Origin of the sequence: Rhodococcus sp. UNC363MFTsu5.1 (genome assembly GCF_000686785.1) — a bacterium.
Classification (GTDB): domain Bacteria; phylum Actinomycetota; class Actinomycetes; order Mycobacteriales; family Mycobacteriaceae; genus Rhodococcus_G; species Rhodococcus_G maanshanensis.
On the sequence record NZ_KK366015.1, the window covers coordinates 30,877 to 44,117 of the forward strand.

General features: G+C 70.1%; 13 protein-coding genes. 7 read left to right on the plus strand and 6 right to left on the minus strand.

Annotated elements, in window-relative coordinates; all coding sequences use genetic code 11:
- Positions 1-51: 51 nt before the first annotated feature.
- The 3 genes from pstS to BR31_RS0125360 form a co-directional block, all read right to left on the minus strand.
- The gene (gene pstS / locus BR31_RS0125350) at positions 52-1,173 is read right to left on the minus strand and encodes a phosphate ABC transporter substrate-binding protein PstS (protein ID WP_027503386.1); all 1,122 of its coding nucleotides are present in this window, start codon (positions 1,171-1,173) and stop codon (positions 52-54) included.
- Positions 1,174-1,381: 208 nt separating this feature from the next.
- Complete coding sequence (gene mshD / locus BR31_RS0125355) at positions 1,382-2,287, minus strand: mycothiol synthase (RefSeq protein ID WP_027503387.1); 906 nt, start codon at positions 2,285-2,287, stop codon at positions 1,382-1,384.
- On the minus strand, positions 2,288-3,058 hold the full coding sequence (locus BR31_RS0125360) for a winged helix-turn-helix transcriptional regulator (RefSeq protein ID WP_027503388.1): 771 nt from the start codon (positions 3,056-3,058) through the stop codon (positions 2,288-2,290).
- A gap of 129 nt (positions 3,059-3,187) precedes the next feature.
- On the opposite strand from BR31_RS0125360, the gene BR31_RS0125365 reads away from it, so the two are divergent.
- The 7 genes from BR31_RS0125365 to BR31_RS0125400 all read left to right on the plus strand — a co-directional run bounded on the left by BR31_RS0125365 (position 3,188) and on the right by BR31_RS0125400 (position 8,519).
- Positions 3,188-3,967, plus strand: coding sequence for an LmeA family phospholipid-binding protein (locus BR31_RS0125365; RefSeq protein WP_027503389.1), 780 nt, complete (start codon positions 3,188-3,190; stop codon positions 3,965-3,967).
- Positions 3,964-4,443: a thioredoxin family protein gene (locus tag BR31_RS0125370; protein WP_027503390.1), complete on the plus strand. Its 480-nt coding sequence runs from the start codon at positions 3,964-3,966 to the stop codon at positions 4,441-4,443. The genes BR31_RS0125365 and BR31_RS0125370 overlap by 4 nt, the downstream gene beginning before the upstream one ends.
- A gap of 227 nt (positions 4,444-4,670) precedes the next feature.
- Complete coding sequence (locus BR31_RS0125375) at positions 4,671-5,156, plus strand: DUF4395 domain-containing protein (RefSeq protein ID WP_027503391.1); 486 nt, start codon at positions 4,671-4,673, stop codon at positions 5,154-5,156.
- Between the two features lie 47 nt (positions 5,157-5,203).
- Positions 5,204-6,037 (plus strand): sulfurtransferase, encoded by an 834-nt coding sequence (locus BR31_RS0125380; protein WP_027503392.1) that lies wholly within the window; start codon positions 5,204-5,206, stop codon positions 6,035-6,037.
- Positions 6,038-6,039: 2 nt separating this feature from the next.
- Positions 6,040-6,345, plus strand: a complete 306-nt coding sequence (locus tag BR31_RS0125385) for a DUF1416 domain-containing protein (protein WP_027503393.1) — start codon at positions 6,040-6,042, stop codon at positions 6,343-6,345.
- Between the two features lie 335 nt (positions 6,346-6,680).
- Positions 6,681-7,322 carry a heme-binding beta-barrel domain-containing protein gene (locus BR31_RS0125395; RefSeq protein ID WP_027503395.1) on the plus strand — a complete coding sequence of 214 codons (642 nt, stop codon included), beginning with the start codon at positions 6,681-6,683 and terminating at the stop codon, positions 7,320-7,322.
- A 156-nt stretch (positions 7,323-7,478) separates the two neighbouring features.
- Positions 7,479-8,519, plus strand: coding sequence for a type IV toxin-antitoxin system AbiEi family antitoxin domain-containing protein (locus tag BR31_RS0125400; protein WP_027503396.1), 1,041 nt, complete (start codon positions 7,479-7,481; stop codon positions 8,517-8,519).
- A gap of 275 nt (positions 8,520-8,794) precedes the next feature.
- Here BR31_RS0125400 and cydC read toward each other — a convergent pair whose 3' ends face one another.
- Genes cydC through cydB form a run of 3 tightly spaced genes read right to left on the minus strand, consistent with a single transcriptional unit; the run spans position 8,795 to position 13,233 of the window.
- Positions 8,795-10,492, minus strand: coding sequence for a thiol reductant ABC exporter subunit CydC (gene cydC / locus BR31_RS0125405; RefSeq protein ID WP_027503397.1), 1,698 nt, complete (start codon positions 10,490-10,492; stop codon positions 8,795-8,797).
- Entirely contained in the window at positions 10,489-12,210 is a 1,722-nt protein-coding gene (gene cydD, locus BR31_RS30190) for a thiol reductant ABC exporter subunit CydD (protein WP_051637738.1), read from the minus strand. The genes cydC and cydD overlap by 4 nt, the downstream gene beginning before the upstream one ends.
- The gene (gene cydB, locus BR31_RS0125415; protein WP_027503398.1) at positions 12,211-13,233 is read right to left on the minus strand and encodes a cytochrome d ubiquinol oxidase subunit II; all 1,023 of its coding nucleotides are present in this window, start codon (positions 13,231-13,233) and stop codon (positions 12,211-12,213) included.
- Positions 13,234-13,241: the final 8 nt, after the last annotated feature.

The window sequence follows — 13,241 nt, forward strand, 5'->3', positions numbered from 1 at the left end:
TGCGCTCGCAATCTTCTTCGTTGAATATAGAGCCTGGACCGGTCGGAACACTCAGCCGATGGCCGAGATGGACGCGTTCAGCTTGTCCTTGACCGTGGCGGGCAGCGGCACGTAGCCCTGTGCGGACAGTTCCGACTGGCCCTCGTTGGCGGCGCTGGTCAGGAACGACTTGACGGCCGCGGAGGTGTCGGCGTCGTAGCCCTTGGAGCAGACGATCTCGTAGGTGGCCAGGACCAGCGGGTACGCGCCTGCCTCGGTGGTGCCGTAGATCGAGTTCAGGTCGAGCGTCAGGTCGCCGACGCCCTCGGTCTTGAAGGCCGCGCCCTCGATCGCCTTGCTCGCCGAGTCCTCGGTCAGCGCAACCGCGCCCGCGCCGCTGTCGATCTGGGCGGCCTTGAGCTTGTTCTGGTCCGCGAAGGACTTCTCGACGTAGGTGATCGAGCCGGGCGCACCCGCGACGGCCTGCGCGACGCCTGCCGAACCCTTGGCGCCCTCACCGATGCCGCCCTTGAAGTCGGAGCCGGCGCCCTGGGTCCACGCGCCCTTCGAGGCGGTGGTCAGGTACTGCTGGAAGTTGTCGGTGGTGCCCGAGGAGTCGGAGCGGACGATCACGGTGATGTCCTGGTCCGGCAGGGTGGCGCCGCTGTTGAGCGCGGCGATGGCCGGGTCGTTCCACTTCTTGATGCCGCCGTTGAAGATCTTGGCGATGACCTCGCCGTTGAGCGTGAGGTTGTCGACGCCGTCGATGTTGTAGGCGAGGGCGACCGGGCCGAAGACGAGCGGCAGGTTCCAGGCGTCGTTGCCGGCGCAACGCTCCTTGGCAGCGGCAGCCTGCTCGGCCTTGATGGCGGAGTCGGAGCCGGCGAAGTCGATCTGCTTGGCGATGAACTGGGTGCGCCCGTCGCCGGAGCCGCTGGGGTTGTAGGCGACGTTGACGGTCTTGCCCTTGTCCTTGCACACGGCGATGTAGGTGGAGGTGAAGGCGTCCATCGCGTTCTTCTGCGCGGAGGAACCGGCCGCGGACAGCGTGTCCTTGCCCTCACAGGCGGCAGTCGAGGCGGAGGTGTCCACCGTCGTGCCCGAGGCGGAGTTGTCGTCGCTGCCGCACGCGGTCAGGGCCATGGCACCTGCGGCCAGCACACCGAACATCGCAGCACTGCGCTTGAGGTTCACGCTATTTCCTCCGGGAGGCTCAACTTCACGCCCGTATCGGGCGGTGTTCCGTGGCGCAGTCCGCGTCAGCGCTGCACCAGGCAGCACGGCGCCGCCCAACGAGAAAGGTAGGGGCAGGTGGTGGACAGAGCGTCCCAGAATGGTGAACGGAGGGTGAACTCATGGCCGGGTGAGGCAGATCTCACCCCGTGCCACGGCAAACAGCCCGTCAGGCGTAGGCGACGTCCACGTGAAACCGCTCGAATCCGAGCCTCTCGTACGTGTGCAGCGCGGCGACGTTGTCCGCCTCGGTGTACAGCAGCACGGTCCCGAGGCCCCGCTCGCGCAGGTAGCGCAAGCCCGCGACGGTGAGCAGTCGACCGAGGCCCCTGCCCTGCGCCGCCGGGTCGACCGCCACCACGTACACCTCGCCGAGCTCGTCCGATTCGGACGTCACCGGGTGCACCTTGGTCCAGTGGAATCCCAGAAAGGCGCCGGTCTCCGCGTCGGCCGCGATGAACAGGCCCTCGGGGTCGAACCAGGATTCGGCGCGCCGCTCGGCGATCTCCCTGTCGGTCCACGATCCCTGCTCGGGATGCCAGTCAAAGGCAGCGGCGTTGACCCGCAGCAACTCGGCGTCGTCCTCGGGCCCCGCGTAGGTCCGCAGGATCACGCCGTCGGGAACGGCGACGTCCGGGAGTTCCGGCCGGTCCAGCGGTCGACGCAGCTGCAAGAGCTCGCGGACGGGACGCAGGCCGAGATGCGCGGCGACCGCACGGGCGGCAGGCAGGTCGCCGTGGGCCCAGACCCGGGCGCCCTCGCCGCCCTTCGCCAGGGCCTCCCTGACCAGCCCCCGGCCGATCTTGGTTCCCCGATGAGCCGGGTCGACGGCGACCTCCACCATCGCCGGGTGCTCCCCGTGGGGCGGTTCGAGACTCGCGTAGCCGACGATCGAATCGTCGAGCGTCCACAGCAGGTGCCGCGACAGTTCCGATTTACCCGCTATGTGGTGCACGGCCTGCTCGGAGAGCGGCGCGGTCCCGTCCGCAGCGAGCGCGCGGTCCAGCACACCGTGGACCTGCGCGACCTGGTCGTCGTCGAGCAGATAGAACCAGCTCCTGGCCGCCTCTGGCATCTACAGGACCGTCCCGTTGGCAGGCGTCAGCTCCGAATCGTCGACCGCGCCACCGTCGTCGTCGCCCTGGTCGTCGGCGGGCTGGGGCACGGTGCCGGACTTTCGGCTGGGCCGCACGGCCTTGTAGCCGACGTTGCGGACGGTGCCGATGAGGGCCTCGTACTCAGGGCCGAGCTTGGCGCGGAGCCGTCGCACGTGCACGTCCACCGTGCGGGTGCCGCCGAAGAAGTCGTAACCCCAGACCTCCTGCAGCAGTTGCGCGCGGGTGAACACGCGGCCCGCGTGCTGCGCGAGGTACTTGAGGAGCTCGAACTCCTTGTAGGTGAGGTCGAGCGGGCGGCCACGCAGCCGCGCCGTGTAGGTGCCCTCGTCGATGACCAACTCGCCGAGCGTGATCTTGCCGGAGCTCTCCGGGCTGGCGACGCCGCCGCTGCGCCCCACGAGGAGCCGGAGCCGGGCGTCGAGCTCGGCGGGCCCGGTGCCGGGCAGCAGGATGTCGTCGAGACCCCAGTCCGCGTTCACCGCGACCAGTCCGCCCTCGGTGAGAACCGCCACAACGGGAACCGCGGACCCGGTACTGCCGAGCAGCCGACACAGGCCGCGCGCGGCAGCCAGATCGGTCCTGGCGTCGACGAGCGCGACGTCCGCGGATCCGGCCTCGAGCAGCGAGGCGACTTCGGTCGGGGCAGGTCGCACGGTATGTGCCAGGAGCGCAAGTGAAGGCAGCACCGACTCAGGGTGTGGGTCCGAGGTCAGCAGGAGCAGCTCCACGCGGCCTCCCCTTCTCGCCGTTTCATGTGCCCGGGCACGGCCGACAGTGACGCGATACTCGAACAGACTAACGTGTCGTGCCCGGCGGGCACCCCACGCAGCCCCGTTCCGGTCAGCAACAATGGTGCGGTGCGGAAACTGATTCTCAGCCTGGTGTTGCTCGTGGCGCTCGCGGTGGTCGTCGACTTCGGCGCGGCCGCCTACTCCGAGTACCGGGTCTCGCGGAGCCTGCGCGAGGGCGGCCAGCTGAACTCGGACCCCGCCGTGACCATCGGCGGCTTCCCCTTCCTGACCCAGGCCGTGAACGGCAAATACGACAATGTCGAGATCCGCGCGCGGGGCGTCGACAGCCAGATTCTCGGCGAGGTCACCATCGAGGCGAACCTGCGTGGGGTGAACATTCCCGCGTCCGACCTGGTGAACGGCAGCGTCAAGACGGTCCCCGTCGACCAGCTCGACGGGCGGATCCTGATCGACGCCACCGCACTCGGCCAGTTCCTCGGGATCCCCGACCTCCAGGTGTCCGCACCGCCTGCGGACAAGTCCGACGGCACCGGCGGATCCGGCGGTTCGGGGATGACCACGTCCGGAGGCGTGGTGCTGACCGGCACGGTTCCGATCGGGCCGCTGTCTGCGGCCGTCAGCGTGCAGGCCGACCTGCTGCTCGACGGCGAGGACGTCAAGATCGTCGCCACCGACCTCTACTTCGGCCCCGAGGGCAAGGCGGACTTCACCGTCCCCGCACCGTTCAAGCCGGCCGTGCTCGGGCTGTTCACCCGCACCGTCGAGGCCCAGCAGCTGCCCTTCGGCGTGCTGCCCACGAAGGTCTATGCGGAGGGATCGCAGGTCGTGATCGAGGGCTCGGGCGAGAACGTGGTGATCAACCTCGACGATCTGCAGGCACCGTGACCGGCCTGCTCGTCCTCGCGCTTGTCCTCGTCGCGGCCGCAGCGGCGGGGCTGGTGCTGCGGGCCCGATCGGGCGCGGTGCGGGCCACCACCCCGTCCGATTCCGGCTCCGACGCCCGCCGCGCCCTGCTGGCCGAGGCCGGGGTGGCGGGTGCGGGCCCCGCGGTCCTGCATTTCTCCGCCGACTGGTGCGGGCCGTGCGCGGCCGTCCGGCGGGTGATCGGGCAGGTCCTCGAGACGCTCGACGGGGAACTCGACCCGGGCACGACGCGGGCCGTGGAGATCGAGGTCGATATCGACGAGAACCCCGCGCTCGCAGCCGAACTCGGCGTCCTGTCGCTGCCGACCACGTTCATCTTCGACGCCGCGGGGGCGCAGCGGTATCGGGTGTCCGGGGTCCCGACCGCCGGCGACCTGCGGGCCGCACTGCTCCCCCTGTGCGGACCCGGGGATTCACACCAGCCCGAAAACGGGTAAGCTCCTCCTCGTGCAAACCAGCCAGGAGCTCATGCTCACCCGACGCCGCACAGTTGATCTGTGCCGCCTCGGCGGTTGTTGCTGTACCTGCTGCTGATCACACGGCTGACGTTCTCCGCTCATCCGGCACCTTCTGCCTGAGCATCGCGCCGTGATCGCAATCCGGAATACCCGCGGTTCATCTCCGCACGTCAAGGCATCCGTTTCAAGCGCAGGAGCTCTCTCCCATGTCCACCTCCACCACCTCCCGGTCCCGCACCGGTAGTGCCGACCAGGTCGATGTCCGCGGTCCGCGGTTCGCGGCCTGGATCACCACCGGTGTCCTCGTGGCCGTGCTCGTGCTGTCGACGTTCTCCCTGGTCGCGGCAGGCCTGCTGCTCGCGGCGCAGGCCGTGGTCTTCGGCCTCGGCGCGGCCCGCGGCCCCCGCAACAGCCCGTACGGCCACGTGTTCGCCCGGTTCGTCGCGCCGCGGCTGTCCCCGGTCACCGAGCGAGAGCCGGTCGCCCCGCTGCGGTTCGCTCAGTTCGTCGGGCTCGCCTTCGCCGTCGTCGGCGTGATCGGCTTCCTCACCGGCCTCACGGTCGTCGGCACCGTCGCCACCGGCTTCGCCCTCTTCGCCGCACTGCTGAACGCGGCCTTCGCGTTCTGCCTCGGCTGCCAGATCTACCCGCTCGTGGCCCGCTTCCGCAGTTCGACCTCGATCGCGGTCTAGGCCGCACCACCCCTCATACCCACGCAAGAAGTATCGAAAGGAAAACCATGGCTCGCTCCGACGTCCTGGTCTCTGCCGACTGGGCCGAGCAGAACCTCACCGCACCGAAGACGGTCTTCGTCGAGGTCGACGAAGACACCTCGGCCTACGACGGTGGCCACATCGAGGGTGCTGTCCGGCTCGACTGGCGCAAGGACCTGCAGGACGGCGTCCGTCGTGACTTCCTGAACCGCGAGCAGTTCTCCGCGCTGCTGTCCGCCAAGGGCATCGCCAACGACGACACCGTCGTCCTCTACGGCGGCAACAACAACTGGTTCGCCGCGTACGCGTACTGGTACTTCAAGCTGTACGGCCACCAGGACATCAAGCTGATCGACGGCGGCCGCAAGAAGTGGGAGCTCGACGGCCGCCCGCTGTCGAAGGACGAGGTCGTCCGCCCGGCCACCACCTACCAGGCCGGCGAGCCGGACACCTCCATCCGCGCCTTCCGCGACGAGGTCATCAACGCCATCGGCAACAAGAACCTGGTCGACGTGCGGTCGCCCGACGAGTTCTCCGGCAAGATCCTCGCGCCCGCGCACCTCCCGCAGGAGCAGGCGCAGCAGCGTGGCCACGTCCCCGGCGCCATCAACATCCCGTGGAGCACCACCGCCAACGAGGACGGCACCTTCAAGTCCGACGAGGACCTGACGAAGCTCTACGCCGAGAAGGGCTTCGACGAGAGCAAGGAAACGATCGCCTACTGCCGCATCGGCGAGCGCTCGAGCCACACCTGGTTCGTGCTGCAGGAGATCCTCGGTAAGAACAATGTCAAGAACTACGACGGCAGCTGGGTTGAGTACGGCTCCCTCGTGGGTGCACCGATCGAGTTGGGAGCCTAGTTATGTGTGGAGCACCTGTTCAGGGCCAGACCCTGCCCGCGGGCGTGGACGTCGAGAAGGAGACCGTCATCACCGGCCGCGTGCTGGCCGCTGACGGCCAGCCGGTCGGCGGCGCGTTCGTCCGTCTGCTCGACGGCACCGGCGAGTTCACCGCCGAGGTCGTGGCCTCGGGCACCGGCGACTTCCGGTTCTTCGCCGCCCCCGGCACCTGGACCGTGCGTGCGCTGTCCAGCACCGGCAACGGCGACACCACCGTCACCCCCGAGGGCAACGGCGTCCACAACGTGGACATCACCGTCTCGAAGTAAGCGCCTCCGGCGCCCGTGCGCGATTCCGCACCCCAACCGGGGTGAAATGCGTGCACAGTTCGGCCACGCGGCCCCGCTCCCCCACCAGGGAGCGGGGCCGCTTCGGTGTTTCCCATGCAGTCGGCACCCACGGCATGCGGCTGCGACGCAGCGGTTTACACTGATCCCGTGGTCATCTTCTTCGAGGTTCTACTCGCCTTCGCCTCCGTGCTGATTGCTTGGTTCTCGCTGTACGTCGTGTACCGCCTGGTGACCGACGAGTCGTGAGCCAGACCGGTCCTGACGACGGTGCGCAGCCCCACTCGGGCGAGGGTGCGCCGTCTGATGCGGTGCACGTGCAGCGCGGCAGCGGCGATCGGGCCGTAGCCGCCGCCGAGGAGCGCGCGAAGGAAACCAGCGCGCGCAACATCCCGGTGTTGCCCGGCCTCCCCATCCCCGAGGACACCGCCAACCTGCGGCTCGGCCCCGACCTGAACCCCGGCATGCTCGCGCTGCTCCCCCTGGTCGGCGTCTGGCGCGGCGAGGGCGAGGCCAACAACCCGACCGACGGCGAGTACCGCTTCGGTCAGCAGATCGTGGTCTCGCACGACGGCGGCAACTACCTGCACTGGGATTCGCAGACCTGGGTTCTCGACGCCGACGGTGAGTACGTCCGGCCGGACCTGCGCGAGAGCGGATACTGGCGCGTCGCGGGAGACGGCATCCCGGGAAGCATCGACGAGGAGACCGTCGAGCTGCTGCTCACGCACAGCTCCGGGGTCGTCGAGCTGTACTACGGCCAGGCGCTGACCCAGTCCAGCTGGGAGCTCGCGACCGACGTGGTCATCCGCAGCAAGCAGGGCGCCCTTGTCGGCGGCGCCAAGCGCCTGTACGGCATCGTCGAGGGCGGCGACCTCGCCTACGTCGAGGAGCGCATCCTCGCCGACGGTCCGCTGAAGCCGCACCTCTCGGCCCGCCTCTCCCGCTACATCGGCTAGCGGCGGCTTCGCCGCCCGTGCGCGATCGATACCCCAGCTGGGGTGAAGTTCGCTCACAGTCCTGGTCGTGCACAGGAGTGAATTCATCCACAGCCAGGCCTCGGTGCGCGGTGTCGCCCAGCCACGCTGTCACTGGTCCGGGCAACCGTCCGTTGCATGACCGATCCCACCCAGCCTGCACTGCGACAACTACTCGACGCCCAACATGGAGTCCTGTCAGCCACCCAGGCCTGCGCGCATGGCTACACCCGCAAACACGTCCAGTACCTCGTGGAGTCGGGCCAGTGGCAGCGCCTCCTGTTTGGTGTCTACGCGGTCACCACCGGGCCCCTGTCCAGACCGATGTCGCTGCGCGCGGCACTGCTCTATGGGGGCGGGGCGGCGATCCTCAGCCATGACACCGCGGCCGAGGAATGGGGCTTTCTGCCCATCGCCCCCGATTCACCAACGCACATCACCGTGCCCTACGGGCGCTCCGCCCATCATCAGTCGACCACCGCAATTCGACGTCCGACCCGCCCACACGAGCCTGTTCCGCGAACCGGCGACACACTGCATCCTGGCGTGGTCGTGCACCGTTCCAGGGCCTACGACCACATCTCGGTTCCGACCGATCCGCCCCGTACCTCCCTCGCCGACACCGCGATCGACCTCGCTGTCGCTCAGCCCACCGCCCGGCAGGCCTATGGATCCGTCATCGCCAGTGTCACCAATGGCGGAATCCAGCTGTCCCGTTTGCGATCCCGGATCGCTGAACGCAAACCGCGACGGTTCAACCGCGCGATCGACGACGCATGCGTGGCGATCGCCGGCGGGATCCAGTCGGTGCTCGAGTCCCACTACGCCGTCGACGTCGAGCAGGCACACGGACTTCCCGACGCGACGCGCCAAGGCCCGGTGATCGTCGATGGAGTGACGCTCTACGAAGACGTCACATACTCCCTATCCGGGATGGACACGGTTGTTCGCCTTGACGGACACAAGTGGCATTCATCGCGAAAGGTGCGCCGCCGCGATCGTCGCCGCACGAACGCGGCGACACTGGCCGGGACGGACCAGCTCGTCTACGGCTGGGAAGAGGTGACCGACGACCCCTGTGCCGTGGCCGATGAGGTGCGCACGGTGCTCGAACGCAGCGGGTGGCGGGGCACCAACCCCTGCCCGAACTGTGCGCGATCGGTACCCCTGGTGGGGTGAAAATCGCTCACAGGCGCGGAGCGCAGAACGGCCCCCGAGCCGTACCCGTGCGCGGACGTTTGTCGCACGGATCCCGGTCGGACTCGACCGGGGACTCGGGGGCCGGGTAGCTGCCTGGGATTCGCCAGCCGCGATGCGCGGTTGATGGAACCCCACCGTCAGCGGTAGCGGCTAGCTGACAGCCACCTCACGCGTCCTGTAGTTCTTCAACTTCAGACCACCTCCTTCCTCGTGTACGGACGAAGGTACGCCCGCCACGAGGGCCTGGCAATCGATTAAATCGTCGCCTCTTCCTGCGCGGATGCCGACTCGCTCCCGACCGCGATCACCAGGTCGGCCCCGGTGTCCGCCGGCAGCTGATGCGTCACAACGACCACCGTGCGACCGGGGTCAACCAGGCCCGCGTCGCGGTCGAGCAGGCCCCGCAGCAGCGCCGCGCCCGCCTCCGCGTCGAGGTGCTCGGTCGGCTCGTCCAGCAACAGCACCCGCGCGGGCGATGCGATGGCCCGCGCCAGCAGCAGGCGCCGACGCTGGCCGCCGGACACCGACCGGCCCCCCGACGCCAGCGAGGTGTGCACGCCGTCGGGGAGCCCCGACACCCAGTCCCCCAGCCCGACCTTCTCGAGCACCGCCCGCGCGCCCTCCTCGTCCAGCTCGCCGTCCGCGACGCGCAGGTTCTCCAGCAGTGAGGTGTCGAACAGGTGGGCGTCCTCGGCGAAGAACCCGACCGCGCGACGCAGCGAGTCCGCGTCGACCGAGCCGGCCGGGGTCCCGTTCACCGTCAGGGACCCGGCGACGGGGGCGAGCAGCCCCGCCAGCGTCATCAGCATCGTGGTCTTGCCCGCGCCGCTCGGTCCGACGACCACGACCCGGGCGCCCGGCGCCAGGTGCAGGTCCAGCGGCTCGGTCACCGCGCCGCCTGGCCACCCGCAGCGCAGGTTCTCGGTACGCAGGTGCACCGGCCCCTCGACGGGCTCGCCCCCGGTCGGCACCGGATCCCCCGCCCGGTCGAGCAGGTCCATGATGCGCGCCGACGCGAGCCTCGCCCTGGTCAGCGCGACAGCCGCCGCCGGCAGCGCGGCCGTCCCCTCGAACGCGGCGAGCGGCACCAGCACCAGGATCGCCAACGCCATCGGGGTCATCTCGCCGGGGGCCCCGCCGTCGGGGCCGTACAGCGAGATGCCGATCAGCAGCGACCCCAGCACACTCGCCCCGATGGCGAGCGGCGTCGCGGCCGCAGCGAAGGCTGACGGGACCGCGGACCGGTCGGTGACCCTGATCGCGCGGGCCTCCCAGTCGTTGGCGGCGCCGACCGTCTCGCCGAGCCTGCCCGCGACGCGGAGTTCGGCGGCGTGGTCGAGGGCCAGCACCGCGGTCTCGCTGAAGCGCGCCGACGCGACCGCACCGTCCGCCTCCGCCATCCGCGCGGCCCTCGCGGACAGCACCGGCGCCAGCACCCCCGAGACCACGAGCGCGACGGCCAGTACCAGCGCCGCGGCCGGCGAGATCAGCGCCAGCCCGACGGTCGCCGCGACCGCCAGTATCGCGGCGACGGCCATCGGGATCAGCGCCCGGACCACCACGTCGCCGAGGGTGTCGACGTCCGCCCCGGTGCGCGCGAGCAGGTCCCCTCGGCGCAACCCGGCCGGTGCGGCGGGATCGCCGGTGGAGAACCGGCGGTAGATCCGTTCGCGGGCCGCGGTGGTGCCGCGCAGCGCCGCGTCGTGGGTGGCGAGTCGTTCGAGGTAGCGGAACACACCGCGCGAGATGCCGAGGGCGCGTACCGAGACCACCGCCACCGAGAGGTCCAGCACCGGCGGCATCTGCCAGGCCCTGGTGATCAGCCAGGCGGACAGCGCGGCCAGGGCGAGCGCGCTGCCGAGGGTCGCGACGCCGGCCGCGACCGCGGACAGGACCCGGCCCGGCCGCAGTTCCAGCAGCCGGAGGGCGCGCAGCAGCGGATCGCCGTTCATGCCTGCACCTCCGAGTCCCGGTCCACACCGTCGGTCCCCTCGACCGTCACCACCACGTCACCGGCTCGGAGCACCGTGTCACGGTGCCCGACCATCACCACGGTGCGGCCGCGGGCGGCGAGGCCGCACACCGACCGGAGTACCGTCGCCTCGGTCGCGGGATCGAGATGCGCGGTCGGCTCGTCGAGCAGCACCACCGTTGCGTCGGAGAGCAGCACCCGGGTCAGCGCCAGCCGCTGCCGCTGCCCGAGCGAGAGACCGAGTCCCCCCACCCCTACCCGCGTCTCCCAGCCGTCCGGGAGGTCGGCCAGTACCTGATCGAATCCCGTTGCCACGCAGGCCCTGTCGACGGCACCGGCATCGGCGGCCACCGGCCCGGTGAGTTCCAGGTTCTCGCGCAGGGTGCCGGGGATCAGCACCGGCTGTTGCGGCAGCCACGCCACCTGGCGCCACCACTGCTCGGCGCCGAGTGCGCGAACGGGCACCCCGCCGACCGACACCTCGCCCTCGTCCGGGGCCGCGAGGCCGAGGATCAGGTGCAGCGCTGTGGACTTGCCGGATCCGTTGGCGCCCGTGAGCACGGTGACCCGGCCCGGTTCCAGGACCGCGTCCAGCCCGCGCGGGGCCCACTGCCCGCGGGCCCGCATCCCCACCCCGCGCAGCACGATCGGGCCGTGGGGCACGGCGCGATCGCCCTCCCCCGCGACGCCCGGGTCCCGGTCGTCCAGTACCCCGAAGGCCTTCTCCGCGGCCGCCATCCCGTCCTCGGCCGCGTGGAACTGCGCGCCGACCATCCGCAGCGGCAGGTACACCTCGGCGGCGAGGATCAGCGCGACAACGCCGCCGCGTAGTTCCATGCCGCCGAACACGAGTCGCAGGCCGATGCTGACCGCGACCAGCGCGACGCACAGCGTGGCCAGCAGCTCGAGCACCATCGCGGACAGGAACGCGATCCGCAGCGCCGACATGGTGGTGTGCCGGTGCGCGTCGCCGAGCGCGCGGACCCGCGCCGCCGGGCCCCGTTCGCGGCCGAGCGCCCGCAGCGTCGGCAGGCCGGCGAGCAGGTCGAGCAGCTGCGCGGACAGCGCGGTCATCGTGGTCAGCGAGGCGGCCGCCTTGCCCTTGGTGAGCAGCCCGATCAGGATCATGAAGACCGGCACCAGCGGCAGCGTGAGCGCGATGATGACCGCGGAGGTCCGATCGGCGAACAGGATCACCAGCAGGGTGAGCGGCGTGACCGTGACCGCCAGCATCAGCGCGGGCAGGTAGCCGGTGAGATACGCGCGCAGGCCCTCGATCCCGCGGGTGAGGACGGTGGCGAGCTCACCCCGCCGCGGGTCCAGCTCACGCGGCGGCAGTTCGCCTGCCGCCGCGAGCACCTCGCCCCGGAGCTCCCCGATGACCCTCGAGGCCGAACGATGCGCGAATCGGGCGTGCGCCCACGTGGACACCGTCCGCACCGCGACCGCGGCGGCCAGCACCGCCAGTTCGGTCCCCCACGCGCCGAGCGTCCGCGCGTCGGGGTCGGTGATCACGCCGGCCAGCACGGTGCCGATCATCAGCGCCGACACGATGACCGTCCCCGCAGTGACCAGGGACAACGCCACCGTGAGCAGCAGGTAGCCGCGGGCCGACCTCGAGTAGTGCCAGAGCCGGGGGTCCACCGGACCGCGCCTGCGAGTGGGCTCCGCGGGCGCGGCCGGTGCGTCGAGCGACATCTAGCGCGTCTTCAGGGGCAGACCGATCGACGGCGGGATGTGCTTGGTCGAGATCCGCTGACGGAACACCCAATACGTCCAGCCCTGGTAGATCAGCACCACCGGCGTCATGATCACCGCGGCCCAGGTCATCACCTTCAGCGTGTACGGGCTCGAGGAGGCGTTGTAGATGGTGAGGCTGTACGCCTCGTCGATCGTCGAGGGCATCACGTTCGGGAACAGGGACCCGAACAGCAGCACCACCGTGGCGATCACCGCGACGGAGGTGAGCACGAACGCCCAGCCCTCACGCGCGGCCGCGGTCAGCGCGACCACCCCGAGCAGGGCGGCCGCGGCGACGGCGACCAGGATCCACGTCCATCCCTTGCCGTAGGCGATCTGGGTCCACAACACGAAGGCGCCTGCGACCACCACCGTCGGAACGGACAGCCGCGCAGCGAGTTTCACCGCATCAGCCCGAACCTCGTCCGCCGTCTTGAGGGCGAGGAACACCGCCCCGTGCAGCGCGAAGACCAGGGCCGTTGTCGCCCCACCGAGCAGGGCGTACGGGTTGAGCAGCGCGAAGAAGCCGGACGTCACCTGCTTGTTCTCGTCGATCGCGACGCCGCGCACGATGTTCGCGAAGGCCACGCCCCACAGCACCGCCGGGACCCACGAGCCGATCATGATGCCCCAGTCTGCCCGTGCCCGCCATCGGTCGTCGTCGATCTTCCCGCGCCACTCGATCGCACAGACCCGCAGGATCAGCGCGACGAGGATCAGCAGCAGCGGGATGTAGAAGCCCGAGAACAGCGTTGCGTACCACTCCGGGAACGCCGCGAAGAGCGCGCCGCCACCGGTGATCAGCCAGACCTCGTTGCCGTCCCACACCGGACCGATGGTGTTGAGCATGACCCGCCTGCGGGTATCGGTGCGGCCGAGCACCGGGAACAGCATGCCGACGCCGAAATCGAAGCCCTCGAGGACGAAGTAGCCGACGAAGAGCACCGCGATGAGGATGAACCAGAATTCCTGAAGTCCCATGGTCTTCT